The 25,538-nt window shown below is 57.3% G+C and carries 38 protein-coding genes; 37 read left to right on the top strand and 1 reads right to left on the bottom strand.

Going from position 1 to position 25,538, the window contains the following annotated elements; translation table 11 throughout:
• Window positions 1-193 precede the first annotated feature (193 nt).
• From rpsJ to rpmD, 20 genes are all read left to right on the top strand, one after another.
• The gene (gene rpsJ, locus V7Q10_RS05825; protein ID WP_164626364.1) at window positions 194-502 is read left to right on the top strand and encodes a 30S ribosomal protein S10; all 309 of its coding nucleotides are present in this window, start codon (window positions 194-196) and stop codon (window positions 500-502) included.
• 14 nt (window positions 503-516) lie between these two features.
• Window positions 517-1,242, top strand: coding sequence for a 50S ribosomal protein L3 (gene rplC / locus V7Q10_RS05830; RefSeq protein WP_333868119.1), 726 nt, complete (start codon window positions 517-519; stop codon window positions 1,240-1,242).
• Window positions 1,239-1,859 (top strand): 50S ribosomal protein L4, encoded by a 621-nt coding sequence (rplD, locus tag V7Q10_RS05835; protein ID WP_333868120.1) that lies wholly within the window; start codon window positions 1,239-1,241, stop codon window positions 1,857-1,859. The genes rplC and rplD overlap by 4 nt, the downstream gene beginning before the upstream one ends.
• Window positions 1,856-2,152 carry a 50S ribosomal protein L23 gene (locus V7Q10_RS05840; protein WP_333868121.1) on the top strand — a complete coding sequence of 99 codons (297 nt, stop codon included), beginning with the start codon at window positions 1,856-1,858 and terminating at the stop codon, window positions 2,150-2,152. Before rplD ends, V7Q10_RS05840 begins: the two co-directional genes overlap by 4 nt.
• Before the next feature lie 168 nt (window positions 2,153-2,320).
• On the top strand, window positions 2,321-3,157 hold the full coding sequence (rplB, locus tag V7Q10_RS05845; protein WP_333868122.1) for a 50S ribosomal protein L2: 837 nt from the start codon (window positions 2,321-2,323) through the stop codon (window positions 3,155-3,157).
• 3 nt (window positions 3,158-3,160) lie between these two features.
• Window positions 3,161-3,439, top strand: coding sequence for a 30S ribosomal protein S19 (gene rpsS, locus V7Q10_RS05850; RefSeq protein WP_333868123.1), 279 nt, complete (start codon window positions 3,161-3,163; stop codon window positions 3,437-3,439).
• A gap of 3 nt (window positions 3,440-3,442) precedes the next feature.
• Complete coding sequence (gene rplV / locus V7Q10_RS05855) at window positions 3,443-3,823, top strand: 50S ribosomal protein L22 (protein ID WP_333868124.1); 381 nt, start codon at window positions 3,443-3,445, stop codon at window positions 3,821-3,823.
• Entirely contained in the window at window positions 3,823-4,539 is a 717-nt protein-coding gene (gene rpsC / locus V7Q10_RS05860) for a 30S ribosomal protein S3 (protein WP_333868125.1), read from the top strand. The genes rplV and rpsC overlap by 1 nt, the downstream gene beginning before the upstream one ends.
• Window positions 4,540-4,553: 14 nt before the next feature.
• Window positions 4,554-4,967: a 50S ribosomal protein L16 gene (rplP, locus tag V7Q10_RS05865; RefSeq protein ID WP_333868126.1), complete on the top strand. Its 414-nt coding sequence runs from the start codon at window positions 4,554-4,556 to the stop codon at window positions 4,965-4,967.
• A gap of 277 nt (window positions 4,968-5,244) precedes the next feature.
• Window positions 5,245-5,448 (top strand): 50S ribosomal protein L29, encoded by a 204-nt coding sequence (rpmC, locus tag V7Q10_RS05870; RefSeq protein WP_333868127.1) that lies wholly within the window; start codon window positions 5,245-5,247, stop codon window positions 5,446-5,448.
• Window positions 5,449-5,458: 10 nt separating this feature from the next.
• Window positions 5,459-5,692, top strand: a complete 234-nt coding sequence (gene rpsQ / locus V7Q10_RS05875; RefSeq protein ID WP_333868128.1) for a 30S ribosomal protein S17 — start codon at window positions 5,459-5,461, stop codon at window positions 5,690-5,692.
• A gap of 68 nt (window positions 5,693-5,760) precedes the next feature.
• Entirely contained in the window at window positions 5,761-6,129 is a 369-nt protein-coding gene (rplN, locus tag V7Q10_RS05880) for a 50S ribosomal protein L14 (protein WP_013066055.1), read from the top strand.
• Window positions 6,129-6,434, top strand: coding sequence for a 50S ribosomal protein L24 (rplX, locus tag V7Q10_RS05885; protein ID WP_333868129.1), 306 nt, complete (start codon window positions 6,129-6,131; stop codon window positions 6,432-6,434). The genes rplN and rplX overlap by 1 nt, the downstream gene beginning before the upstream one ends.
• Window positions 6,434-6,994 carry a 50S ribosomal protein L5 gene (gene rplE, locus V7Q10_RS05890; protein WP_333868130.1) on the top strand — a complete coding sequence of 187 codons (561 nt, stop codon included), beginning with the start codon at window positions 6,434-6,436 and terminating at the stop codon, window positions 6,992-6,994. The genes rplX and rplE overlap by 1 nt, the downstream gene beginning before the upstream one ends.
• 19 nt (window positions 6,995-7,013) lie before the next feature.
• Window positions 7,014-7,319, top strand: a complete 306-nt coding sequence (rpsN, locus tag V7Q10_RS05895) for a 30S ribosomal protein S14 (protein ID WP_333868131.1) — start codon at window positions 7,014-7,016, stop codon at window positions 7,317-7,319.
• A 12-nt stretch (window positions 7,320-7,331) separates the two neighbouring features.
• Window positions 7,332-7,730, top strand: a complete 399-nt coding sequence (rpsH, locus tag V7Q10_RS05900) for a 30S ribosomal protein S8 (protein ID WP_333868132.1) — start codon at window positions 7,332-7,334, stop codon at window positions 7,728-7,730.
• A 10-nt stretch (window positions 7,731-7,740) separates the two neighbouring features.
• A complete protein-coding gene (rplF, locus tag V7Q10_RS05905) occupies window positions 7,741-8,274 on the top strand; it encodes a 50S ribosomal protein L6 (RefSeq protein ID WP_333868133.1) in 534 nt (177 codons plus the stop codon).
• Between the two features lie 11 nt (window positions 8,275-8,285).
• On the top strand, window positions 8,286-8,645 hold the full coding sequence (gene rplR / locus V7Q10_RS05910) for a 50S ribosomal protein L18 (RefSeq protein ID WP_333868134.1): 360 nt from the start codon (window positions 8,286-8,288) through the stop codon (window positions 8,643-8,645).
• A gap of 11 nt (window positions 8,646-8,656) precedes the next feature.
• Window positions 8,657-9,229 carry a 30S ribosomal protein S5 gene (gene rpsE, locus V7Q10_RS05915; RefSeq protein ID WP_333868135.1) on the top strand — a complete coding sequence of 191 codons (573 nt, stop codon included), beginning with the start codon at window positions 8,657-8,659 and terminating at the stop codon, window positions 9,227-9,229.
• A 2-nt stretch (window positions 9,230-9,231) separates the two neighbouring features.
• Complete coding sequence (rpmD, locus tag V7Q10_RS05920) at window positions 9,232-9,426, top strand: 50S ribosomal protein L30 (protein WP_333868136.1); 195 nt, start codon at window positions 9,232-9,234, stop codon at window positions 9,424-9,426.
• Window positions 9,427-9,508: 82 nt separating this feature from the next.
• On the opposite strand, the gene V7Q10_RS05925 is transcribed toward rpmD, so the two are convergent.
• Window positions 9,509-10,012, bottom strand: coding sequence for a hypothetical protein (locus tag V7Q10_RS05925; RefSeq protein WP_333868137.1), 504 nt, complete (start codon window positions 10,010-10,012; stop codon window positions 9,509-9,511).
• 156 nt (window positions 10,013-10,168) lie between these two features.
• On the opposite strand from V7Q10_RS05925, the gene rplO reads away from it, so the two are divergent.
• The 17 genes from rplO to V7Q10_RS06010 all read left to right on the top strand — a co-directional run bounded on the left by rplO (window position 10,169) and on the right by V7Q10_RS06010 (window position 25,538).
• Entirely contained in the window at window positions 10,169-10,666 is a 498-nt protein-coding gene (gene rplO / locus V7Q10_RS05930; RefSeq protein WP_333868222.1) for a 50S ribosomal protein L15, read from the top strand.
• A 111-nt stretch (window positions 10,667-10,777) separates the two neighbouring features.
• Window positions 10,778-12,139: a preprotein translocase subunit SecY gene (secY, locus tag V7Q10_RS05935; RefSeq protein ID WP_333868138.1), complete on the top strand. Its 1,362-nt coding sequence runs from the start codon at window positions 10,778-10,780 to the stop codon at window positions 12,137-12,139.
• A 69-nt stretch (window positions 12,140-12,208) separates the two neighbouring features.
• Window positions 12,209-12,859: an adenylate kinase gene (locus tag V7Q10_RS05940; protein WP_333868139.1), complete on the top strand. Its 651-nt coding sequence runs from the start codon at window positions 12,209-12,211 to the stop codon at window positions 12,857-12,859.
• Window positions 12,860-13,032: 173 nt separating this feature from the next.
• Window positions 13,033-13,401: a 30S ribosomal protein S13 gene (rpsM, locus tag V7Q10_RS05945; protein WP_333868223.1), complete on the top strand. Its 369-nt coding sequence runs from the start codon at window positions 13,033-13,035 to the stop codon at window positions 13,399-13,401.
• Window positions 13,402-13,416: 15 nt separating this feature from the next.
• Window positions 13,417-13,809 carry a 30S ribosomal protein S11 gene (gene rpsK, locus V7Q10_RS05950; RefSeq protein ID WP_333868140.1) on the top strand — a complete coding sequence of 131 codons (393 nt, stop codon included), beginning with the start codon at window positions 13,417-13,419 and terminating at the stop codon, window positions 13,807-13,809.
• A gap of 113 nt (window positions 13,810-13,922) precedes the next feature.
• The gene (locus tag V7Q10_RS05955; protein ID WP_333868141.1) at window positions 13,923-14,939 is read left to right on the top strand and encodes a DNA-directed RNA polymerase subunit alpha; all 1,017 of its coding nucleotides are present in this window, start codon (window positions 13,923-13,925) and stop codon (window positions 14,937-14,939) included.
• 139 nt (window positions 14,940-15,078) lie between these two features.
• Complete coding sequence (gene rplQ / locus V7Q10_RS05960) at window positions 15,079-15,498, top strand: 50S ribosomal protein L17 (RefSeq protein WP_333868142.1); 420 nt, start codon at window positions 15,079-15,081, stop codon at window positions 15,496-15,498.
• A 205-nt stretch (window positions 15,499-15,703) separates the two neighbouring features.
• A complete protein-coding gene (locus V7Q10_RS05965; RefSeq protein WP_333868143.1) occupies window positions 15,704-16,315 on the top strand; it encodes an autoinducer binding domain-containing protein in 612 nt (203 codons plus the stop codon).
• A 48-nt stretch (window positions 16,316-16,363) separates the two neighbouring features.
• A complete protein-coding gene (locus tag V7Q10_RS05970) occupies window positions 16,364-16,954 on the top strand; it encodes an acyl-homoserine-lactone synthase (protein WP_333868144.1) in 591 nt (196 codons plus the stop codon).
• Between the two features lie 126 nt (window positions 16,955-17,080).
• The gene (locus tag V7Q10_RS05975; protein ID WP_333868145.1) at window positions 17,081-18,397 is read left to right on the top strand and encodes a replication-associated recombination protein A; all 1,317 of its coding nucleotides are present in this window, start codon (window positions 17,081-17,083) and stop codon (window positions 18,395-18,397) included.
• A 96-nt stretch (window positions 18,398-18,493) separates the two neighbouring features.
• A complete protein-coding gene (crcB, locus tag V7Q10_RS05980) occupies window positions 18,494-18,871 on the top strand; it encodes a fluoride efflux transporter CrcB (RefSeq protein ID WP_333868146.1) in 378 nt (125 codons plus the stop codon).
• A complete protein-coding gene (locus V7Q10_RS05985) occupies window positions 18,868-19,905 on the top strand; it encodes an RluA family pseudouridine synthase (protein ID WP_333868147.1) in 1,038 nt (345 codons plus the stop codon). The genes crcB and V7Q10_RS05985 overlap by 4 nt, the downstream gene beginning before the upstream one ends.
• Entirely contained in the window at window positions 19,902-20,609 is a 708-nt protein-coding gene (locus V7Q10_RS05990; protein ID WP_333868148.1) for an ATP12 family chaperone protein, read from the top strand. Before V7Q10_RS05985 ends, V7Q10_RS05990 begins: the two co-directional genes overlap by 4 nt.
• A gap of 231 nt (window positions 20,610-20,840) precedes the next feature.
• Window positions 20,841-21,857: an amino acid ABC transporter substrate-binding protein gene (locus tag V7Q10_RS05995; RefSeq protein ID WP_333868149.1), complete on the top strand. Its 1,017-nt coding sequence runs from the start codon at window positions 20,841-20,843 to the stop codon at window positions 21,855-21,857.
• Between the two features lie 135 nt (window positions 21,858-21,992).
• On the top strand, window positions 21,993-23,294 hold the full coding sequence (locus tag V7Q10_RS06000) for an amino acid ABC transporter permease (RefSeq protein ID WP_333868150.1): 1,302 nt from the start codon (window positions 21,993-21,995) through the stop codon (window positions 23,292-23,294).
• A 1-nt stretch (window position 23,295) separates the two neighbouring features.
• Window positions 23,296-24,744, top strand: a complete 1,449-nt coding sequence (locus V7Q10_RS06005) for an amino acid ABC transporter permease (protein ID WP_333868151.1) — start codon at window positions 23,296-23,298, stop codon at window positions 24,742-24,744.
• Window positions 24,745-24,758: 14 nt separating this feature from the next.
• Entirely contained in the window at window positions 24,759-25,538 is a 780-nt protein-coding gene (locus V7Q10_RS06010) for an amino acid ABC transporter ATP-binding protein (RefSeq protein ID WP_333868152.1), read from the top strand.

Raw genomic sequence — 25,538 nt, forward strand, 5'->3', positions numbered from 1 at the left:
GAAGGCGGCCGCACCGTCGGCGCTGGCGTGGTTTCGAAAATCATCAAGTAAAAGCAGCGAATCGCCTTTCCAAAGGCGGTTTGACGCTATAAGGCACAGCGGCGCGCCCCCAACAGGGCGCGCCTTCTACGAATTCACAATTGAACCTATGGGCCGGGCATGTTGCCCCGTCTACGTTCAGAAGGAAGAACAAATGCAAGGTCAAACCATTCGCATTCGGTTGAAAGCCTTCGATTACCGCGTTCTGGATGCCAGCACGCAGGAAATCGTAAGCACCGCGAAGCGCACTGGCGCCACTGTGCGCGGTCCGATTCCACTGCCGAACAAAATCGAGAAATTCACGGTTCTCCGTGGTCCGCACATCGACAAAAAGTCGCGCGACCAGTGGGAAATCCGCACGCACAAGCGTCTTCTTGATATCGTCGATCCAACCCCCCAGACCGTGGACGCGCTGATGAAGCTCGACCTCGCTGCGGGCGTTGACGTCGAAATCAAAGTATAAGGGGGCATCAGATTATGCGCTCTGGCGTTATTGCAAAGAAACTGGGCATGACCCGGTTGTTCCTCGAGAACGGCACACAGGTTCCTGTGACCGTTCTTCAACTCGACAATCTGCAGGTTGTGGCACAGCGCACCGCCGAGAAGGATGGCTACACTGCCGTTCAGCTGGGTGCAGGCGCTGCCAAGGCCAAGCGGACCACCGCAGCAATGCGTGGCCACTTTGCCAAAGCAAATGTCGAACCCAAGCGTAAGATCGTGGAATTCCGCGTATCGGCAGCAAACCTGATCGAAGTGGGCGCGGAAATCACCGCTGGCCACTATCTTGAAGGCCAGTTCGTCGACATCGCCGGTACCTCGATCGGTAAAGGCTTCCAGGGTGCTATGAAGCGGCACAACTTTGGCGGTTTGCGCGCGTCGCACGGTGTTTCGGTTTCGCACCGTTCGCACGGTTCGACCGGCCAATGCCAAGACCCAGGTAAGGTTTTCAAGGGTAAGAAAATGGCTGGCCACATGGGCGCAGTTCGCACCACCACGCAGAACCTGCAAGTGGTCCGCACTGACTCCGAGCGTGGCATCCTGATGATCAAAGGCGCCGTTCCAGGCTCCAAAGGCGGTTGGGTCACCATCAAGGACGCTGTGAAGAAAGCAGCTCCTGCTGGTATTCCATTGCCTGCTGGCATCCGTATGGCCGCACAGGCTGCTCCGGCTGCAGATGTTGCAGTTGAAGGGGGTGAAGCATGAAACTTGACGTGATCAAACTTGATGGCGGCAAAGCCGGTTCCATCGACCTTGACGAAGCTCTGTTCGGCCTCGACCCGCGTGCAGACGTTCTGCACCGTGTCGTTCGTTGGCAGCGCGCCCGCGCTCAGGCTGGAACCCACTCGGTTCTGACCCGCGCAGAAGTCTCCTATTCGACCAAGAAGATCTACAAGCAAAAAGGCACCGGCGGCGCTCGTCACGGTTCCAAGAAGGCTCCGATCTTCCGTCACGGTGGCGTTGTTAAGGGCCCGACCCCGCGTTCGCACGCTCATGATCTGCCGAAGAAATTCCGCGCTCTGGGTCTGCGTCACGCTTTGTCCGCAAAGGCCCGCGCAGGCGAGTTGGTGATCTTGGATGCAGCCACTATGGCTGAAGTCAAGACCGCAACGCTTGCAAAGCATGTGTCGGAATTGGGCTGGAAGCGCGTTCTCATCATCGACGGTGCAACGGTTGACGCGAACTTCGCGCTGGCTGCTCGCAACATCGAAGGCGTGGACGTTCTGCCAACCATGGGCGCAAACGTCTATGACATCCTGAAGCGTGACACCCTGGTGATCACCAAAGCAGGTGTCGAAGCTTTGGAGGCTCGTCTGAAATGAGCGTTAAACCAGAACACTACGACCTGATCAAAAAGCCGGTTATCACCGAAAAAGCCACCTTGGCTTCGGAGCATAACGTGGTGGTGTTTCAAGTCGCTATGGACGCAACCAAGCCCCAGGTCAAAGAAGCAGTGGAAGCTGTCTTCGGCGTCAAGGTGAAGGCGGTTAACACCACCATCACCAAGGGTAAGGCGAAAAAGTTCCGTGGCCGCGCCGGCGAGCGCAGTGACAAGAAGAAAGCCTATGTGACGCTGGAAGCTGGAAACACTATCGACGTTTCCACCGGCCTCTGATATTGGGCATCGAATCCCACGGCCTCGGTTCTTCCGAGGCCGTGTGGTTTTTGAAGAATCCGCTTTTTTAGGGTCCAACCCTGCAAAAGCGTCCTCGGGGATCTACGGAGCCCTATAACCATGGGTCTGCCAAATTGCAGGCCCGCTAGCTGACGGAAGACAGAAAGCATGGCACTTAAGTCGTATAAGCCGACGACGCCTGGCCAACGCGGGTTGGTTCTGATCGACCGTTCGGAGCTGTGGAAAGGCCGTCCGGTCAAATCCCTTACTGAGGGTTTGACCAAGACAGGTGGCCGGAACAACACCGGACGTATCACTATGTGGCACAAGGGCGGGGGCGCCAAGCGTCTCTACCGTGTGGTCGATTTCAAGCGCACAAAGTTTAACATTGCCGCGGTCGTCGAGCGGATCGAATACGATCCGAACCGCACCGCGTTCATCGCCCTCGTGCGTTATGCCGATGGCGAACTCTCGTACATCCTTGCACCGCAGCGTTTGGCCGTGGGTGACAGCGTGATCGCTGGCGCCAAGACCGACGTCAAGCCGGGCAACGCTATGCCTTTCTCGGGCATGCCGATTGGTACGATCGTGCACAACGTCGAGATGAAGCCAGGTAAGGGCGGCCAAATGGCCCGCGCTGCTGGCACCTATGCTCAGTTCGTTGGTCGCGATGGCGCCTATGCTCAGCTGCGTTTGTCCTCGGGCGAACTGCGTCTGGTGCGTCAGGAATGCATGGCCACCATCGGTGCTGTGTCGAACCCTGACAACTCGAACCAAAACTTCGGTAAAGCTGGCCGGATGCGTCACAAGGGCGTTCGCCCGACTGTGCGCGGTGTTGCAATGAACCCAATCGACCACCCACATGGTGGTGGTGAAGGCCGGACCTCGGGTGGTCGTCACCCAGTGACGCCTTGGGGTAAGGGCACTAAGGGCAATCGCACCCGCAAGGCTAAAGCTTCGGACAAGATGATTGTCCGGTCGCGTCACCTGAAGAAAGGGCGCTAATCCATGGCACGTTCTATCTGGAAAGGCCCGTTCGTCGACGGCTATATCTTTAAAAAAGCTGAGAAGGCGAAAGAATCGGGCAAAAACGAAGTGATCAAGATTTGGTCGCGTCGCTCCACCATCCTGCCGCAGTTTGTCGGTCTGACCTTTGGCGTTTACAACGGCAAAAAGCATATCCCAGTCGCTGTGACCGAGGAAATGATTGGTCAGAAGTTCGGTGAATATTCGCCGACCCGCACCTACTACGGCCATGCTGCCGACAAGAAAGCGAAGAGGAAGTAAGCCATGAGCACGGAAAAGAACCCCCGTCGCGTGGCGGACAACGAAGCAATGGCGATCTCGCGGATGCTCCGCACCTCGCCACAAAAGCTGAACCTCGTCGCTGGCCTGATCCGCGGTAAGAAAGTGGCGCACGCCCTTTCCGATCTGACCTTCTCGAAGCGCCGCATCGCTGGCGACGTCAAGAAGTGCCTACAGTCGGCTATCGCGAACGCAGAGAACAACCATAACCTGGACGTCGACAGCCTGATCGTTGCCGAAGCCTGGGTTGGTAAGAACCTTGTGATGAAGCGTGGGCGTCCGCGCGCACGCGGCCGTTTCGGCAAGATCATGAAGCCGTTCTCTGAGATCACCATCAAGGTCCGTCAAGTCGGGGAGACTGCATAATGGGTCAGAAGGTAAATCCGATCGGTATGCGTCTTCAGGTCAACCGCACCTGGGACAGCCGCTGGTTCGCAGAATCGAAAGACTACGGCAATCTTCTGCTTGAAGACCTCAAAATGCGCGAATTCGTGCATGAAGAGTGCAAGCAGGCTGGCGTTTCGCGCGTGATCATCGAGCGTCCGCACAAAAAATGCCGCGTGACCATCCACACCGCACGTCCGGGCGTGATCATCGGCAAAAAAGGCGCCGATATCGAAACCCTGCGTAAGAAACTGGCGGCTTTCACCAAGTCGGACCTGCACCTCAACATCGTTGAAGTGCGTAAGCCCGAAGTGGACGCTCAGCTGGTTGCCGAGTCGATTGCACAGCAAATGGAACGTCGTGTTTCCTTCCGTCGCGCTATGAAGCGTGGCGTGCAGAACGCGATGCGCATGGGGGCCCTGGGCATCCGTGTGAACGTTGCTGGCCGTCTTGGCGGTGCAGAAATCGCGCGGACCGAATGGTATCGTGAAGGCCGTGTGCCCTTGCACACCCTGCGCGCTGACATCGACTATGCTCTGTCCGAAGCCATGACGCCTTATGGCATCATCGGTGTTAAGGTCTGGATCTTCAAAGGCGAAATCCTCGAGCATGATCCGCAAGCCCATGATCGCCGTCTTGCCGAAGCGCAAGAAGGTGCAGCACCGCGTTCGCCTCGCCGCGACCGCGAACGCGCGTAAGGGAGTAGAAGAAGATGTTGCAACCAAAACGGACTAAGTTCCGCAAGCAGCACAAGGGCCGTATCCACGGCGAAGCCAAAGGCGGCTTTTTGCTGAACTTCGGCTCCTTTGCGCTGAAAGCGACTGAACCAGAGCGTGTGACGGCTCGTCAGATCGAAGCGGCTCGCCGCGCGATCACCCGTCACATGAAACGTCAAGGCCGTGTCTGGATCCGGATTTTCCCGGATACTCCGGTCTCGTCGAAGCCAACAGAAGTGCGTATGGGTAAAGGTAAAGGCTCCACCGACTATTGGGCAGCCCGCGTCAAACCCGGCCGTATCATGTTCGAAATCGACGGCGTTTCGGAAATCATCGCCCGCGAAGCCCTGCGCCTTGGCGCAAACAAGCTTCCAGTGATGACCCGCATCGTGGCCAAAGAAGATTGGTAAGTGGTGGGGTGTAACCCCACCCTACGCTGAAATCGCCCCCATCGGAAACGGTGGGGGCTTTTTGTTGCGAGCTGTGTGTTAACCAAAAGGCATCTTGGCGGGGCCGGCAAACGAGGCGGCCTTATTTCTTGGAACTTCGCGCTTGCCATCCCACCCCCCAAAGCCTATACGCACCCATCCACGGCTCCGAGGCGACTCGGAATCGGTGGTTTTATATTGATCCACTAGGTCAACGGTTACCCTCGGGGCCGTCTGGTGAACGAAAAGGAAGAGGCGCATGAACGCCAAGGAACTTTTGGGCCAAACGCCCGAACAGCTGCGCGAGACTTTGGTTTCGCTGAAAAAGGAAGCCTTCAACCTGCGCTTCCAAGCAGCCACCAACCAGCTTGAAAACACCGCCCGTATGCGTGCTGTCCGTCGTGACGCTGCGCGTGTTCTGACCGTGTTGAACCAGAAAGCCGCGCAAGCGGCTGCGAACTAAGGAGCGCACCATGCCTAAACGTATCCTGCAAGGCGTTGTGACTTCTGACAAGAACGAGCAGACCATCACCGTTCTGGTGGAACGCCGCTTTAAGCACCCGTTGCTGCAAAAGACCGTCCGTAAGTCGAAGAAATATCGCGCTCACGACGAGCTGAACAAGTACAAGACCGGCGATTCGGTTCGTATTGAAGAATGCGCTCCAATTTCCAAAACCAAACGCTGGACTGTGGTCGTCGAGGCGTAAGCCGCGATCGCTTTTCAGATCTGAACGAAACCCTGGGGAATGAGCCCCAAAGGTCGGGAGAAACCTAAATGATCCAGATGCAGACCAACCTGGATGTTGCTGATAACTCCGGCGCTCGCCGAGTACAGTGCATCAAGGTTCTCGGCGGTTCGCACCGTCGTTATGCATCCGTTGGCGACATCATCGTGGTGTCCGTCAAGGAAGCAATTCCTAAAGGCCGTGTTAAAAAAGGCGACGTCCGTAAGGCCGTTGTTGTTCGCACAGCCAAAGAAGTTCGCCGTGAAGACGGCACAGCTATCCGTTTTGACCGCAATGCCGCTGTCATCCTGAACAACCAGGGTGAACCCGTTGGCACGCGTATCTTCGGGCCAGTTGTGCGCGAACTTCGCGCCAAGAACTTCATGAAAATCATCTCGTTGGCTCCGGAGGTGCTCTGATGGCTGCGAAGCTTAAAAAAGGCGATACCGTCGTCATCCTGACTGGCAAGGACAAGGGCTCTAAGGGCGAGATTTCGTCCGTGAACCCTTCGGCCAACAAAGCCATCGTCGAGGGCGCCAATATGGCAATCCGTCACACCAAGCAAAGCCAGACTTCGCAGGGTGGCCGTCTTGCCAAGGCAATGCCAATCGATTTGTCGAACCTGTCCTTGTTGGACAAGAACGGCAAAGCAACGCGCGTTGGCTTCCGTATGGAAGGCGACAAGAAAGTCCGTTTCGCTAAGACAACTGGGGAGGCGATCTGATGCTTGATCAAGCTCAATACACCCCGCGTTTGAAAGCGGAATACATCACCAAACTGCGCGCTCTTATGAAAGCCGAACATGGCTATAAGAACGACATGCAGATCCCAAAGCTCGACAAAATCGTGCTGAACATGGGTGTTGGTGATGCCGTCAAGGACACCAAGAAAGTCAAGAAAGCCGCAGAAGAGATGACCGCTATTGCTGGTCAGAAGGCTGTCATCACCATGGCTAAGAAGTCCATCGCTGGCTTCCGCGTCCGTGAAGAGATGCCGCTCGGCTGCAAGGTTACCCTTCGTGGCGACCGGATGTATGAATTCCTTGACCGTCTGATCACGATCGCTCTGCCTCGCGTCCGCGACTTCCGCGGCCTGAAGCCGACTTCGTTCGATGGCCGTGGCAACTATGCTATGGGCCTGAAAGAACAGCTCGTGTTCCCCGAGATTGAATTCGACAAAGTCGAAGACACTCACGGTATGGACATCATCATCTGCACCACCGCCAAAACCGATGCCGAAGCAAAGAGCCTGTTGAAGCTTTTCAACATGCCCTTCACGTCGTAATCGCGCGAGGAACCTGACAATGGCAAAAAAATCCATGGTGAACCGCGAAGTAAAGCGCGCAAAGCTCGTGCAACAGCACGCGACCAAGCGCGCCGCACTGAATGCGGTGATCAAAGACCAGTCGAAGCCCGTTGAAGAGCGCTTTAAAGCGACCATCAAACTGGCAGAGATGCCCCGTAACTCGTCCGCCGTACGCTTGCACAACCGTTGCCAGCTGACCGGCCGTCCGCATGCGTTCTATCGCAAGCTCAAACTCTCGCGGATCATGCTTCGTGAACTGGCCTCCTTTGGTCAGATCCCGGGCATGGTTAAGTCGAGCTGGTAAGGAGGTTCTAAAATGATGATGAACGATCCTATCGGCGATATGCTTACACGCATCCGGAACGCACAAATGCGCGGCAAGTCGACTGTGTCGACACCTGCCTCGAAGCTGCGCGCCTGGGTTCTGGAAGTTCTCGCAAGCGAAGGCTACATCCGCGGTTTCGAGCGCGCCACGACCGACAACGGTCAGGGCGAGCTGGTGATCAGCCTCAAGTACTTTGAAGGCGTGCCTGTGATCCGCGAAGTAAAGCGCGTCTCCAAGCCCGGCCGTCGTGTGTACATGTCGGTCAAGGAAATTCCATCGGTCCGCAACGGCCTTGGTATCTCCATCGTGTCGACGCCTAAGGGCGTCATGTCAGATGCAAATGCGCGCGCAGCCAATGTTGGCGGCGAAGTGCTTTGCACCGTGTTCTGAGGAGGGTGGTATGTCTCGTATTGGCAAAAAGCCCGTAACTCTGGTCACGGGCGTAACGGCTTCGATTTCCGGTCAAACCGTCGAAGTAAAGGGGCCGAAAGGCACCCGCAGCTTCACTGCGACCGACGATGTAACGCTGACCATCGAAGAGGGTGCCGTAAAGGTCTCTCCTCGTGGGACTTCCAAGCGTGCGCGTCAGCAGTGGGGCATGGCCCGTTCGATGGTCGAAAACCTGGTGGTTGGCGTCTCTACTGGCTTCAAGAAAGAGCTTGAAATTCAGGGTGTTGGTTATCGCGCAGCGATGAATGGCACCAATCTGAAGCTCTCGCTTGGCTATAGCCACGAAGTAAACTTCGAGGTTCCAGCCGGTGTCACCGTTTCGGCTCCGAAACAAACTGAAATCATTGTGGAAGGCATTGACCAACAGCTCGTTGGTCAGGTCGCTGCGAATATCCGCGAATGGCGCAAGCCCGAGCCCTATAAGGGCAAAGGCATCCGCTATAAGGGTGAATTCGTATTCCGCAAGGAAGGTAAGAAGAAGTAAGGACCGCAATCATGGCGAACACAAAGAGAGACCTGTTCCTCAAGCGCCGCCAGCGCGTCCGGAACAAAATCAAAGCTACATCGCACGGGCGTCTGCGCCTGTCGGTTCACCGCTCGTCCAAAAACATCAGCGTTCAGCTGATCGACGACGTCAAAGGCGTGACCTTGGCTTCGGCATCCACTCTCGAAAAAGAGCTGGGTTTCGTGGGCAAGAACAACGTCGAAGCAGCGACCAAGGTCGGTGCGACGATCGCAGAACGGGCAAAACAGGCCGGTGTCGAAGAGTGCTACTTCGACCGCGGTGGTTTCCTCTTTCACGGCAAGATCAAGGCTTTGGCCGATGCTGCTCGTGAAGGTGGACTTAAGTTCTGAGGAGTTGAAAAATGGCAGAACGTGAAAACCGCCGGGACAACCGTGGCAACAGCCGCGACAACCGGCCCGAAGAGACACCGGAATTCGCTGACCGTTTGGTTGCGATCAACCGCGTTTCTAAAACCGTCAAGGGCGGTAAGCGCTTTGGCTTCGCAGCTTTGGTCGTCGTTGGCGATCAAAAAGGCCGCGTAGGCTTTGGCAAAGGCAAGGCTAAGGAAGTTCCAGAAGCGATCCGCAAGGCGACCGAGCAGGCAAAGCGCCAGCTTATTCGCGTGCCGCTGAAAGACGCCCGCACCTTGCACCACGACATGGAAGGCCGTCATGGCGCCGGTAAAGTTGTGATGCGGTCGGCAGTTGCCGGTACCGGTATCATCGCTGGTGGCCCAATGCGCGCCGTTTTCGAGATGTTGGGTCTTCAGGATGTGGTGGCGAAATCCATCGGCACCTCGAACCCCTACAACATGATCCGTGCCACCATCGACGGTCTTAAGTCCGAGACCTCGCCCCGCCTTGTTGCCGCACGTCGCGGTAAGAAAGTGGCCGAGATCCTGAACAAGCCCGCCGCTGAAACCGTGGAGGCTTAATCATGGCTGACAAGAAAACCATCGTGGTCAAGCAGGTGGCTTCGGCTGCCCGCCGCCCAGCGATCCAGACCGCGACCCTGAAGGGTCTTGGCCTGAACAAAATGAACCGCACCCGCGAGCTGGAAGACACACCTTCCGTGCGCGGCATGGTCAACAAGATCTCGCATCTTGTTCAGATCATCGAAGAGCGCGGCTAAGGCTTTGGGTGGGGTGTAACCCCACCCTACGCTTGTCGAAACGCCCCGCCGTAAGGTGGGGCGTTTTGCGTTTCAGGGTGGGTTACTTACGAAACCGAAACGCCTCGCAAAACTCGACCATCTTCGGATTATCGGCCCGCGCCAAAGCAGCGGCATAGGCCAGATCCAACACGCGTTGGGCGGCGATGATCAGCCGCTCTTCGCGCTCGGAATGGGGCGAGATGTCGCCGTGGAACAGGTTGTTGCGCACATCCTTGACCACCAGAAACCAATCGGCCACCGAATTGATCGCACGGGCCTTTTTCCACGAGCTTTCCTCGCCCTGATCGACCTTGAGCAACATCGGCGGGTTGGTGAACAGCTTTTCCAGATCGGGATCGGCGCGGCAGGTTTCAAGAAAGCCCGCGCCAAGGTCGGCGGCAAAGCCTGCCCAGCCCGCTTCGGCGGTGACACCGGTTTTGCCGTGCTTTAGATAGGGTGCCTTGATCAGCGCATGTTCAAACCGCGCGAAGGTGGCGAAAAAGCTGACCCAATCGGCCTGAAACTGCTGTTCTAGGCCTGCGCGATAGCTGGTATTGGTCGACATTGCGTTCCGATCTGTATTGGGTCAAGCGCGCATCTTGCAGTATTTGGCGCAAGTGTCTATACGCCGCCAATGGCCGCCTATGGTCATAAGAATCATCAACGCCGCGTTTGCCCCCGCCGTCGCAGCCAGGGCAGTTCCGGCATAGGAGTATGCGACATGAAACTTCATGAACTTCACGACAATCCAGGCGCAACCAAAAAGCAAAAGCGCGTTGCACGTGGTCCTGGTTCGGGCTCGGGTAAAATGGGCGGCCGTGGTATCAAGGGCCAGAAATCGCGTTCGGGCGTCGCTATTGGCGGCTACGAAGGCGGCCAGATGCCTCTGTATCGCCGTCTGCCAAAGCGCGGCTTCTCGAAGCCAAACCAGATGCGCTATGCGGTCATCAACCTGGGTTTGATCGAAAAATTCGTTGCCCTTGGCAAGCTGGATATCTCGGCTGAGATCACCGAAGTGATGCTGGTAGAGGCTGGTCTGACCGGTCACCTGCGCGACGGTATCCGCATCCTGAACAAGGGCGAGATCAAATCGGCTGTCAAATTGTCCGTGACCGGCGCTTCGGCGGCTGCGATCGAGGCTGTTGCGGCTGCTGGCGGCACGCTGACTGTTGCGCCAACCCTTGCTCCACACGGTAAGTCGGTGCGCAAAGCGCAATAAGTGGTTGTGAGCCGGCCTTAGACCGCTTACATATCGCCAAGTTCCCGCGCCGCCGACCGGAAACGGTTCGGCGGCGCTTCCCATAATGGGCCTACGCAGAAAGATTTGATCATGGCATCTGCTGCAGAGCAAATGGCCGCGAACCTCAGCTGGGGTACGCTAGGCAAGGCAACCGATCTTCGGAGCCGTATTTTTTTCACCGTCGGCTTGCTGATGGTCTATCGTTTGGGCACCTATGTGCCTGTTCCAGGTATTGACGGAACCGCGCTGCGCAACTTTATGGATGACGCAGGCCAAGGCATCGGCGGCATGCTGTCGATGTTCACCGGCGGCGCAATTAAGCGCATGGGCATCTTCGCGCTGGGGATCATGCCCTATATTTCGGCCTCGATCATCATTCAGCTGCTGGCCTCGATGGTGCCCGCGCTGGAGCAGATGAAGAAAGAGGGCGATCAGGGTCGCAAAAAGATGAACCAATGGACCCGTTACGGCACGGTTGTCTTGGCAACCTTCCAAGGCTTTGGCATTGCCAAGTCGATCGAGGCGGGTGGTCTGGCGCATACGCCGGGCATGTTCTTTGTGATCTCTTGTGTGATCACGCTGGTCGGCGGGACGATGTTCTTGATGTGGCTGGGCGAGCAGATTACTGCGCGCGGCATCGGCAACGGCATCTCGCTGATCATCTTTACCGGCATTGTAGCAGAAATTCCGCGGGCTTTGGCGCAGTTCTTTAGCCAAGGTCGCGCGGGTGTGATCTCGACCCCGGTGATCTTGGGCGTGCTGGTGATGGTGGTTCTGGTTATCGCGGCGGTGGTGTTCATGGAACGCGCCCTGCGCAAGATCCATATCCAATATCCCCGCCGTCAGGTTGGCATGAAGGTTTATGACGGCGGATCGTCGCATTTGCCGATCAAGGTTAACCCAGCTGGCGTTATTCCTGCGATCTTTGCCTCGTCCTTGCTGCTGCTGCCAACCACGATTGCGACCTTCTCTGGCCAGAACACCGGCCCGATCATGTCGACGATCTTGGCCTATTTCGGCCCCGGTCAGCCGCTGTATCTGGCGTTCTTTGTTGGCATGATCGTGTTCTTTGCCTATTTCTACACCGCCAACGTCGCCTTTAAGACCGACGAAGTGGCCGATAACCTGAAGAACCAGAACGGGTTCATTCCGGGGATCCGTCCGGGCAAGAAGACCGAAGAATATCTGGATTATGTCGTTAACCGTGTCTTGGTGCTGGGCGCTGCCTATCTGGCCGCGATCTGCCTTTTGCCCGAGATTTTGCGCGATACCTTCTCGGTGCCGTTCTACTTTGGCGGCACCTCGGTTCTGATCGTGGTTTCGGTGACGATGGACACCATCCAGCAGATTCAATCGCATCTTCTGGCGCATCAATACGAAGGTCTGATCGAAAAGTCGCAGTTGCGTGGCAAAAAGCGCAGCACGGCCAACCGGCCACCTGCACGCCGCTAACTTTGTTCTGCAAAGGCCCGTCTTGCGGCGGGCCTTTTGTTTCCTGACCGCTTGCGAAAGAGTAAACTCATGGCAAACATCATCCTTCTGGGGCCTCCGGGGGCCGGCAAAGGCACTCAAGCCAAGCGTTTGGTGGAAGAGCGTGCGATGGTGCAGCTGTCCACGGGCGACATGCTGCGCGAGGCGAAAACCTCGGGCACCGAGATGGGCCGCCGCGTTGCCGAGGTGATGGCGCGGGGCGAGTTGGTGACCGATGAGATCGTGATCGGTCTGATCGCGGAAAAGCTGGCCTCTCCGGCAGCGGGCGGTTTCATTTTTGATGGCTTTCCGCGCACCTTGATGCAGGCCGATGCTTTGGGCGCCTTGCTGGCGCGCACGGGGCAGGGGCTGGATGCCGTGATCGAGATGCAGGTGGATGACGCCGCCTTGGTGGCGCGCATCACCGGCCGCTATACCTGTGGCAGCTGTGGCGAGGTTTACCACGACCAAACCCGCCCCAGCAAAGTCGAGGGCACCTGCGACGTCTGCGGCGGTCACAATATGCAGCGCCGCGCTGACGACAACGCCGATGCGCTGAAAACCCGGCTGATGGAATATTACAAGAAAACCTCGCCGCTGATCGGCTATTACTATGCCAAGGGCCAGCTTTCGAGCGTTGACGGCCTTGCCGAGATGGACGCGGTCGCGGCTGCCGTGGCTAAGGTTCTTGACAAAGCGTGAAATTCGCCGCGCTGCCCTTGACGATTGCCCCAAAAGCCCCTAATGCACGGCGTCCCGCAGCGGAATCGCTTGCGGGCTTCCGCTTTTGCGGAGATTCGAATCGCCTCTGAAAAAGTGGTGTTGTGAAAAAAGGTTCTGGCGTTACGGAACCGCAACCAAAAAGGAATACACGTTTGGCACGTATTGCTGGCGTAAACATCCCGACCCAAAAGCGGGTCCCGATTGCCCTGACCTATATTGCTGGCGTTGGTCCCGCCATTGCAGAGCAAATCTGCGAAGCCACCAACATCGACCGCACCCGTCGCGTGAACCAGCTGTCTGACGCTGAAGTTCTGGCGATCCGCGAATTCATCGACGCAAACGTCACCGTTGAAGGCGACCTGCGTCGCGAAACCTCGATGAACATCAAGCGTTTGATGGATCTGGGTTGCTACCGTGGCCTGCGTCACCGTAAGAACCTGCCGGTTCGTGGTCAGCGCACGCACACGAACGCTCGTACCCGCAAGGGCCCCGCAAAAGCCATCGCTGGCAAGAAGAAATAAGGGGAGCGCTTAGTTATGGCACGCGATACAAAAGCACGGACGAAGAAAAAAGAGCGTAAGAACATTGCCGCTGGCGTTGTTCACGTGAACTCCTCGTTCAACAACACCAAAATCCTGATCTCTGACGTTCAGGGCAACGCGATTTCCTGGTCGTCTTCGGGCACCATGGGCTTCAAAGGCTCGCGGAAATCGACCCCCTATGCTGCTCAGATGGCTGCGGAAGATGCTGCCAAAAAGGCACAAGAGCATGGCATGAAGACTGTTGAAGTCGAAGTGCAAGGCCCAGGTTCGGGCCGCGAGTCGGCTCTGCGCGCCTTGGCTGCTGTTGGTTTGAACGTCACCTCGATTCGTGACGTCACCCCATTGGCACACAACGGCTGCCGTCCGCCTAAGCGCCGCCGCGTTTAAGGCAATCACTATTGGTCGGGCTGCGCGATGACGCGCGGCCCGATTTCGTCATTTCTGAACCTCGGGCGTCGTCTGCTTTGGACATGAGCAGAGGCAAGTATGGAGGCGGTCACATGATCCACAAAAATTGGCTTGAACTGATTAAACCGACACAGCTGGTTGTCAAAGCAGGGGCAGATGCACAGCGCACCGCCACCGCGATTGCAGAACCGCTGGAGCGCGGCTTTGGTCTGACACTTGGCAACGCGCTGCGTCGCGTGCTGATGTCGTCGCTGCAAGGCGCTGCGATCACTTCGGTGCAGATCGACAACGTGCTGCATGAATTCTCCAGCGTTGCTGGCGTGCGCGAAGATGTCACTGACATCGTGCTGAACCTGAAGGGCGTCAGCCTGAAGATGGACGTCGAAGGGCCAAAGCGCCTGTCGATTTCGGCAAAGGGTCCGGGCGTTGTCACCGCTGGCGACATCTCGGAAACCAATGGCATTGAAGTTCTGAACAAAGACCACGTGATCTGCCACCTTGATGATGGTGCAGATGTGTTCATGGAACTGACGGTTAACACCGGCAAGGGCTATGTTGCGGCTGACAAGAACCGTCCGGAAGATGCGCCAATCGGCCTGATTCCAATCGATGCGATCTATTCGCCGGTCAAGAAAGTCAGCTACGAAGTCACCCCGACCCGCGAAGGTCAGGTTCTGGACTATGACAAGCTGACGATGAAAATCGAAACCGACGGCTCGCTGACCCCAGAAGACGCAATCGCTTATGCGGCGCGCATTCTGCAGGACCAACTGGCGGTCTTCGTGAACTTTGACGAGCCAGAAGCGGCAGGCAAGGGCGCTGAAGACGCAGGTCTTGAGTTCAACCCGCTGCTGCTGAAGAAAGTCGACGAGCTGGAATTGTCGGTGCGTTCGGCAAACTGCCTCAAGAACGACAATATCGTTTACATCGGCGATCTGATCCAGAAAACCGAAGCCGAAATGCTGCGCACACCAAACTTTGGCCGCAAGTCCTTGAACGAAATCAAGGAAGTGCTGTCGGGCATGGGCCTGCACTTGGGCATGGAAGTCGAAGATTGGCCACCAGAGAACATCGAAGATCTGGCCAAGCGTTTTGAGGACCAGTTCTAAGATCAATCGGGTGCGCAACACATGCGCACCCGACCAAATGCCCGGGCTGCCGGGGAACACTGGGTCGCATGACCCCAAGGTGAGCAGGACCACTCGTAGGATCTGCCGGACAAAGCAAAACACGCGATAGGAGATACCCATGCGTCACTCTAATGGCTACCGTAAGCTGAACCGCACCCACGAACACCGCAAAGCGATGTTCGCAAACATGGCTGGTTCGCTGATTGAACACGAGCAGATCAAGACCACTCTGCCAAAAGCAAAAGAACTGCGTCCGATCATCGAAAAGCTGATCACGCTGGCAAAGCGCGGCGACTTGCACGCCCGTCGCCAAGCGCATTCGCAGCTGAAGCAAGACATCCACACCGCGCGCCTGTTCGAGATCCTTGGCCCACGCTATCAGGACCGTCAGGGCGGCTATGTGCGCGTGCTGAAGGCTGGCTTCCGCTTCGGCGACATGGCGCCAATGGCGATCATCGAATTCGTTGACCGCGACGTTTCGGCCAAAGGTGCCGCAGACCACGCCCGCACCGCAGCAGAAGACGCTGCCGAGGCATAAGTCCTAGGGTTAACGCAAAGGCCGTGAAGGCCGTTCTGTTAACCATGTTTGAAAATAAAAAGGCCTGCCCGACGCGGCAGGCCTTTTTATTTTGCCGGAATTGTTGATTGGTGGTTAATACGAAAAGCGTTGTTCTCCAGAATGCGCTAGTCAGTCGATTGTATACTTCTTAAAGTTGTAATCGAATCGTTAAGATTAGGTAAGTATGTCAGTGAAGTTGGGTATCGAGGTCGAATTGCATCAGTTGGCGCTTATGGCTCCTGCTGGGTATTTTCTCGGTTTGCATATTCGCTTTACGGCGCCCCTTTTTACCTTTCAGGCCTATCCGCAGGACTGGCTCGATCACTACACTGAAAAAGGCTATGTGCTGCGCGATCCCATGGTAGCTTGGGGCTTTAGCACGACTGGCGCGATTAGGTGGAGTGATAAGGCCCTGCCCGACCCCTTTGGCGTGTTCAAAGAAGCGGCGCTTTATGGGCTGAAATTCGGGGCAACGGTGGCATCCGGACCTGTTAAATCTCGATCAATTGCCTCTTTCGCGCGCAGTGATCGTGAGTTCGAGGATCATGAAATTGCAGCCTTTGCGGTTATTGTGCAACGGCTGCATGACGTGACAGAACCTCCGGAAGAGCTGACAAAGGCTCAGATCGAGGCTCTGCGCTGTATTGCTGGGGGAGACCGGTTTACTGCCGCTGCGGCGAAACTGGGCATATCGGAAAGTGCCCTTAAGGCCCGTATTACATCTGCAAGAGTACGGTTGATGGCACGCACCACTGCGGAGGCCATCCAACGCGCCAAAGACTATCGGCTTATCTGAAACTCCCTCCGCAAGGTTAGACTGCCATCTAAACCCCTGGAGGCCAAAATGATTACAACGACGCTTTCTTTTGCCAATTTACACAACCACGGCGAGCTTTTCGCCAATATGCTGCGCGCTCGGCGTGAACTTTTTATCGTTCACAACAAATGGGATCTGCCTCAAGCTTTGGGGATGGAATATGATCAATACGACACTCCTGCCAGCCGCTGGGTGGTGGTGCATGACGATCAGGGTAGGGTGCTTGCGGGCAATCGCTTGACGCCAACCACCGCGAAATGCGGGATCTATTCCTATATGATCCGCGATGCACAGCTTGGCTGTCTCGAGACGATTCCCGCCAACCTGCTTTACCAGCCTGCGCCGATTGGGGATCATATCTGGGAATCCAGCCGTTTGTTTGTAGCCCATGATGTGCCCGCCTCTATCCGACGGCGCGTTCATGCGCAGTTGATCCAGCAGTTGGGTGAAACCGTGCGCAGTCTGAACGCCACCCATTGCCTGACACTTTTGGCGGCCACTTGGCCACGCTGGGCCGATCGTGTCGGGGTCAAGATGCGCGCGATGGGGCCGGTGATGGAAATCGACGGCGTCGAAAATCAGGTCGTCGAGATGGATTTCTCTTTGACGGTCCATTAGCGATCCCGCTTTGGCGAAAGCCGCTTCCCAAGCCAAAGGCTCCGCCTGTGAAAGAGGCCTTTCGCAGGCGGGGTGCAGCATTGGATTGCGCTTTCCCTGCCCGCCATCAGGCCCTATTCTGTGCTGATGAGCGATCTTTTTGACATGAACACGGGCGCTGCCAAACCCGCCGAAGGCCCGCGGCCTTTGGCAGACCGTCTGCGTCCGCGCAGCCTGTCAGAGGTGATAGGCCAAAGCCATGTGCTTGGCCCCGATGGTCCCTTAGGGGCCATGCTGGCGGCGCGCAGCCTGTCCTCGCTGGTGCTTTGGGGCCCGCCCGGAGTGGGCAAAACCACCATTGCCCGCCTGCTGGCTGCGCAAACAGACCTGGCCTTTGTGCAAATCTCAGCGATTTTCACCGGCGTGCCGGATCTGCGCAAGGTCTTCGATTCTGCCAAAATCCGGCGTCAGAACGGACAGGGTACTTTGCTTTTTGTCGATGAAATTCATCGCTTTAACAAGGCGCAACAAGACGGCTTCCTGCCTTATATGGAGGATGGCACCATCCTGCTTGTGGGCGCCACCACCGAAAACCCCAGCTTCGAGTTGAACGCCGCCCTGTTGTCGCGGGCCCAAGTCATCGTGCTCGAGCGGCTCACTCTCACCGATTTAGAACGTTTGGTGCAACGCGCCGAAAAGGAACTGGCGCGCGCACTGCCCTTGGATGGCGAGGCCCGCGAGGCGCTGATCGAGATGGCAGATGGCGATGGTCGCGCGCTTCTCAACCTGATCGAGCAGGTCGCGGCATGGCGGCTCGACAAACCCCTTGGCCACGCGGCGCTGGCAACGCGGCTGATGCGGCGCGCCAGCAAATATGACAAATCTGGCGAAGAACATTACAATCTGATTTCAGCGCTGCATAAATCAGTGCGTGGCTCTGACCCCGATGCCGCGCTTTATTGGTTCGCCCGCATGCTGGAAGGCGGCGAAGACCCGCGTTTTCTCGCCCGCCGCATCACCCGCATGGCGGTTGAAGACATTGGCCTTGCCGATCCGCAGGCGCAGCAGATCTGCCTTGAAGGCTGGCAAACCTTCGAACGTCTGGGCTCTCCCGAAGGCGAGCTTGCGCTGGCGCAGGCCGTGGTTTACCTTGCCCTCGCTCCCAAATCGAACGGCGTCTATACCGCCTTCAAGGCCGCCCGCGCGCTGGCACGCGAAACAGGCAGCCAACCGCCACCGCTGCACATCCGCCCCGCCCCGACCAAGCTGATGAAAGAGATCGGCTATGGCAGCGGCTACGCCTATGACCACGACGCCGAAGATGGCTTCTCGGGCCAAAACTATTTCCCCGAAGGCGTGAAACGCCCGGTGCTCTACACCCCGCCCGAGCGCGGCTTTGAACGCGAATTGCGCAAACGCATCGACTATTTCGCCAAACTGCGCGCCAAACGACAGCTCGACTGACAGCAACCCTTCATCTGTCTCTAAATATCCCGGGGTCCGGGGCAGAGCCCCGGTCGGGCTGTTGACAATTCCCGCGCTTACGCCCAAGGAAACCTGATGATCTGGACCCTCTCTCAAGTCGCCCTTGGCGGCGCAATCGGCGCGAGCCTGCGCTATCTCTCGAATGTCTCTGCGATGCGGATTTTCGGGCCCGGTTTCCCTTACAGCACGCTCTTCGTCAATATCCTTGGCTCCTTTGCTATGGGGGTGCTGATCGTGGCGCTTGCGAAAAAGGGCGGCACGCATTTGGCACCGTTTTTGATGACCGGCATTCTTGGCGGCTTCACCACCTTTTCGGCCTTCTCGCTGGACAGCTTTACGCTCTGGGAACGTGGCGACATCACGACGGCTTTGGCCTATGTCGCAGGCACTGTTATCCTCTCTCTCGGCGCTCTTGCCGCAGGGATTTACCTTTCGCGGGAGATTTTCGCATGAGCGCTGTCAGCCTTTTGACTGTCTCGGAAGCCGAGGGCGAGCAGCGCCTTGATAAATGGTTCAAGCGCCGCTTTCCGCAGCTGACCCAAGGCCATGTGGAAAAGATGTGCCGCACTGGGCAAGTGCGGGTTGATTCCGCGCGCTGCAAGGCCTCGGACCGCATCGTGCCGGGCCAAACCATCCGCATTCCGCCGCTGCCCGATCATGCGGCCCCCGTGGTCAAGCGTGTCAGCTATACGCCTGCGGATGCCAAAATGATCCAAGACGCGGTGCTGTGGAAGGATGAGCATATGATCATCCTGAACAAGCCTCCGGGTCTGCCCAGCCAAGGCGGCTCGGGGCAGGGCGATCGCCATGTTGACGGTCTGACCGAAGCGCTGAAGTTTGGCTACAAAGAACGCCCCAAGCTGGTGCACCGTCTGGATAAAGACACCTCGGGTCTGTTGATGCTGGCGCGCACCGACCGCGTGGCGCGCGCCTTGTCGGAAATGCTGCGCCACCGCAACACCCGCAAGATCTATTGGGCCGCCGTCGCAGGCGTGCCGCATCCGCGCAAAGGCTCGATCAAATACGGGCTGATGAAGGGCGGGCGCGGCTATGGTGATTCTGAAAAGATGATCTGTGTGCATCCGGCCAAGATGGCGGACTATCCCGACGCCAAACGCGCCCATACCGACTATTTCACCCTGTGGTTCTTGGGCAATCGCATCTCTTGGTTGGCGATGGAGCCGGTGACAGGGCGCACGCATCAGTTGCGTGCCCATATCGCCGAGATGGGCTTTCCGATCATTGGGGACGGCAAATACGGCGGCTCGTCGACCGAGAATATGGGCGATGGCTGGGGTGCTGGCATTGGCGGCGATCTGTCGCGCAAGCTGCACCTGCATGCGCGGATGCTGAAGGTTCAGCACCCAATCACCAAAGAGATGATGACCTTTATCGCGCCCCTGCCCGAGCATATGGCGCGCACCTGGAAAACCTTGGATTGGGGCGAAAACGATGTGCCTTTGGATCCATTCGGGGGCGATGAATGAGCGCTTGGTCCGCCAAACGGTTCTGGAAACAAGCAACCGCCTCGGCCTGTGACGGGGGCTTTACCGTCACGCTTGACGGTCGCGCCGTAAAGACACCCGCCAAAGCACCGCTTGTGGTGCCGACGCTTGCGATGGCCGAAGCGATTGCACTGGAATGGGATGCGCAAAGCGGCGTGATCAAACCGGACACCATGCCGGTGACCCGTGCCGCCAATTCCGCGCTGGATAAGGTCGCGCCGCAGTTTGCCGAAGTGGCAGGTCTGCTGGCGGCTTACGGTGAGACCGATCTGCTGTGTTATCGCGCCACCGCGCCACAAGAATTGATCGACCGCCAAGCGCAGGGCTGGGATCCGGTGCTGGCTTGGGCTGCGCAGGAATACGCAGCGCCCTTGCTGGTGACGGCTGGCGTCGTGCACATCACCCAGCCCGAGGCCAGCACGCGGGCTTTGTCGCAGGCGCTGCATCAGCTCGACCCTTTTCGGCTTGCCGCCGCGCATGATCTGATTGCGATTAGCGGCTCTTTGGTGCTGGCACTGGCGGTTTTGCGCAAAAACCTGACGGCGGCGCAGGCTTGGCAGTTAAGCCGAATCGACGAGGCTTGGCAGAATGAACTTTGGGGCGTCGACGAAGAAGCCGCCCGTCTTGAATCGTACAAACAAGAGGCTCTTTTTGCCGCAGAGCGATTCTTTGGATTGTGCGGGTAACAATCTTTCTGTTAACTGCCTGAAGTTTGCGCAATCTGTCTAATAGGTCTATTAATCTGAGGCTGTTTGCGCAAACATCCGTTATATTGGCGGTTTTGCTTGACCAACTACGAGGCTATAACTCAAACTGCCCTACACCGACGGCGTTTCCGTCACCGGTCTCGCACCCGCGGTCTACGTGGGGCACTTAACCTTCGCCCAAAAAATGGGCGGAAACAGGAAGAGGTAAGAATGAAAAAATCCGTGTTCCTTGGAACTCTTGTTGCGACTTCGCTTTTGGCGGGCTTTGCTTCGGCTTCGACGCTGGATGATGTGAAAGCACGCGGCGAGTTGATCTGCGGCTCGAACACCGGCCTGACCGGCTTTGGTGCGCCAGACGCAACCGGCCAATATATGGGCTTTGACGCTGATCTTTGCAAAGCCGTTGCCGCAGCCGTGTTGGGCGACGCTTCGAAAGTAAAATACGTTCCAACCACCGGTGAGACCCGTTTCACCGCGCTGGCTTCGGGCGAAGTTGACATGCTGGTTCGTAACTCGACCTGGACCTTCTCGCGCGATAACGACCTGAAACTCGACTTCGTGGCAGTCAACTACTACGACGGTCAGGGCTTTATGGTGCGCAAAGATCTTGGCGTGTCTTCGGCAAAAGAACTCGACGGCGCGACGATCTGTATCCAGACCGGCACCACCACCGAGCTGAACTTGGCTGACTTCTTCAAGACCAACAACATCAACTACACCCCCGTCACCATTCAGGACGATGCTGAAGGCCAGCGCCAGTTCTTGGCTGGGGCTTGCGACGCCTATACCACCGACGCTTCGGGTCTTGCTGCACTGCGCGCAACCCTGCCGTCGCCAGCTGACTATGTGGTTCTGCCAGAGATCATCTCGAAAGAGCCACTTGGCCCAGTCGTGCGTCACGGCGACAACCAGTGGGGCGATATCGTCCGTTGGACCTACTACGCATTGGTCGCTGCTGAAGAAAAAGGCATCACCAAAGCAAACATCGAAGAAGTCGCAGCTTCCACCAACGACCCAGAAGTTAAGCGTATGCTTGGCCTCGAGGGCGACCTTGGCGCTATGATGGGCCTCGATAAAGAGTGGGCAAAGCGCGCGATTTCTGCCAACGGCAACTATGGCGAAATCTTTGAAGCCAACATCGGCGCTTCGACCCCAATCGGTCTGGCTCGTGGCTTGAACGCACAATGGACCCAAGGCGGCTTGCAGTACGCACCACCTTTCCGTTAATCGCACTTGTCTAAGGGGCGCAGTGCAAGCTGCGCCCTCCTTTTCTGATCCTAGAAAATCACCCGTACCGCATGGGGCGCGACCCCGCACCGATCGACCATTAGTCCGACAGGCGGTAGGGCAGGGGGTAATACCATGACGTCTGCAACCGAGGCGCCGAAAGCAAGCTTTCGGCTGGGTATGCTTATCTATGACACACGTTACCGGTCGATCACGATTCAGGTAATTGCGCTTGTTTTGCTGGCGGTTGTGCTGTGGTGGCTGCGCGATAACCTTGTCACCAACTTGGCTGACAAGGGCAAGGATATCAACTTTAGCTTCCTGTGGACACGGGCTGGCTATGATATCGACCAGCAGCTTATCAGCTATACCAATGATGATACCCACTCGCGTGCGCTGTTCATCGGCCTGCTTAATACCTTGGCCGTGGCGTTTTTTGGCTGCATCCTTGCCACCATCATCGGCGTTTTTGCTGGCGTGCTGCGGCTGTCGAAAAACTGGATCGTCGCGCGTCTGATGACGGTCTATGTCGAGGTGTTTCGCAACGTGCCCCTGCTGTTGTGGATTATTCTAGCCTACACTGTCTTTACCGAAATCATGCCGCAGGTGAATGATTTCAAAGTCACGCAAGCGATGATCGACAGCGGCACCCCTGCGGCTGCGTCTATGCTGTTTGACAATACCGTGGCGATTTCGAACCGTGGCACCAGCGTGCCCTATCCTTTGCTGACCCATCCGCTTGGCGGGTTCGAGTTTCTGGGGATACCCTTCAACTTTTCCTTTATCGCGGTTGTCGGCCTGTTTGTGGCCTCGATCTTTGCCAGCCGTGGTGTGACCCGCCGTGCAAAAGCTGTGCAAGAGGCAACCGGCATCCGCCCTGCGACCTGGTGGAAAAACCTGGCCCTGATCGTGCTGCCGACCACGCTGCTGTTTTACGCGCTGGGGTTGCACTGGGATGTGCCGCATTTCAACATCGACGAAAACGGGGTCTGGAAGGGCTTTAACTTTGTCGGTGGCATCTCGATCGCCCATAACTTCACGGCTTTGGTGATCGCCCTGTCGCTTTACACGGGCGCTTATATCGCCGAGGCCGTGCGCGCAGGCATCATGGCCGTTAGCCGTGGCCAATCCGAGGCCGCCGCCGCGCTGGGTCTGCGTCAGGGGCGGATCATGAGCCTTGTGGTGCTGCCACAGGCGTTGCGGGTGATCGTGCCGCCGCTGATCAGCCAATATTTGAACCTGACCAAGAACACCACGCTGGGCATCGCGGTCGGCTATCTTGACCTGAAGGGCACTTTGGGCGGTATCACCATGAACCAAACCGGACGCGAGCTGGAGTGCATGTTGCTGATGATGATGATCTATCTGATCCTCTCGCTGCTGATCTCTGCGATGATGAACGTCTATAACGCCACCACCAAACTGAAGGAGCGCTAAGATGACGCAATCATCCATGTCCTTCGTGCGCGACAAAATGCTGACCCAGCAGAAACCACCCGCCAGTGAAGTTGGCGCGGTGCGATGGGTGCGCGAGAATCTGTTCTCTAGCCCGCTGAACGGCTTTTTGACGCTGATCAGCCTTTATGTGGTCTATTGGATCATCGCTTCGTCGCTGCCTTGGTTCCTGAATGGGGTTTGGACTGCAAATTCGCTGGGCGAATGCCGCCAGATCATCGAAGCCAACGCAGGCCCGGGGGCCGAGGGCGCCTGCTGGGCCATCCTGCGCGAGCGGTGGCACCAGTTTCTGTTCGGTTTTTACCCGATGGATGCCTATTGGCGGCCTGTGCTGGCCTTTGGCCTGATGCTGATGGCGCTGGCGCCGGCGCTGTATTACGGCCTGCGCCGGGTCAATATGCTGATGCTGGGCACAGTTAGCGTGCTGACCTTGCTGGGCATGCTGGGCGTCGGCACTGATGGCTTTCACCTTTTGCTGTCGGTTGTGGTGTTTGCGGCGCTGTTCGCTGTCGCGGCGCTGATGCCGAAAAAGCTGTTGTGGCTGACCTTGGTCTATCCGCTGGTGGGGTTTTACCTGCTCTGGGGTGGGTCGGTTTGGGGCCCTGTAGGGGTGGCGATTGGCTTTGGCCTGTTGGTTGTCGTCTGGAACAAGCTGCAATCGCGGCTGGGGGCGGTGGTTGCGGGCGGTATCGCGGTTGCGGTTGCGTTGATCTGGTGGCTGCAAGTGCAGCCGATGGTGACGACACCGCTAGCACATATGATGCCGATCCGGCTGATGTCGGTCGACAGCGACCAGTTTGGCGGCTTTTTGCTGTCCTTTGTCATCGGCGTCACGGCGGTTTCGGCCAGCCTGCCGATGGGGCTGCTGCTGGCTTTGGGGCGTCGGTCGGACATGGTTTTCATCAAATCGGTGTCGGTTGTCTTCATCGAATTCATCCGCGGCGTGCCGCTGATCACCATGTTGTTCACCGCCTCTTTGCTGCTGAACTACTTCCTGCCGCCGCGCAGCAACTTTGACCTGATCTTGCGGGTTATCATTCTGGTGACCTTCTTTGCGGCCGCCTATATCGCCGAGGTGATCCGTGGCGGTCTGGCCGCCCTGCCCAAGGGCCAATCCGAAGCCGCTGATGCGCTTGGCTTGGACTATTGGCAGGCGCAGCGCTTTATCATCCTGCCACAGGCGCTGAAAATCTCGATCCCTGGCATCGTGTCCTCCTTCATCGGTCTGTTCAAAGACACGACGCTGGTGGCGCTGGTGGGTCTGGCCGATCCGCTGCAGGGCATCACCAAAATGGTTCGTGCCGATATCAACTGGAAGGGCGTCTACTGGGAGCCTTTGCTGTTTGTCGGCGTTATCTTCTTTATCTTCTGCTTCGGCATGTCGCGGTACTCGATGTACCTAGAGCGCAAGCTGAAGACCGATCACCGTTAATAGGGGCCTCTCTCATGAACACACCTGCAATCGACCGCAGCAAGATGACCGTCTCTGATGAGGTGGCGATCCAAGTAACCAATATGAACAAATGGTATGGCCAGTTCCACGTGCTGCGCGATATCGACATGACGGTGAACCGGGGCGAGCGTATCGTGATCTGCGGCCCATCGGGCTCGGGGAAATCGACGCTGATCCGCTGCATCAACCGGCTGGAAGAACACCAGCAGGGCCAGATCATCGTGGATGGCACCGAGCTGACCTCGGATTTGAAGAACATCGACAAGGTGCGCTCGGAAGTGGGGATGGTGTTTCAACACTTTAACCTGTTCCCGCATCTGACCATCATGGAAAACCTGACGCTGGCGCCGATCTGGGTTCGCAAGACCCCGAAAAAAGAGGCCGAGGAAACCGCGATGTATTTCCTTGAAAAGGTCAAAATCCCCGAGCAGGCGCAGAAATACCCCGGCCAGCTTTCGGGCGGTCAGCAGCAGCGTGTGGCGATTGCGCGCTCGCTGTGCATGAAACCACGGATCATGTTGTTCGACGAACCGACATCGGCGCTTGACCCCGAGATGATCAAAGAGGTGCTCGACACCATGATCGAGCTTGCCGAAGAAGGCATGACCATGCTGTGCGTCACCCACGAAATGGGCTTTGCCCAAGCCGTGGCGAACCGCGTGATCTTTATGGATCAGGGCCAGATCGTCGAGCAGAACGAGCCGAAAGAGTTCTTCAACAACCCGCAATCGGATCGCACCAAGCTGTTCCTAAGCCAGATCCTTGGCCACTGA

This window comes from Cypionkella sp. (genome assembly GCF_036782355.1).
Classification (GTDB): Bacteria; Pseudomonadota; Alphaproteobacteria; order Rhodobacterales; family Rhodobacteraceae; genus Cypionkella.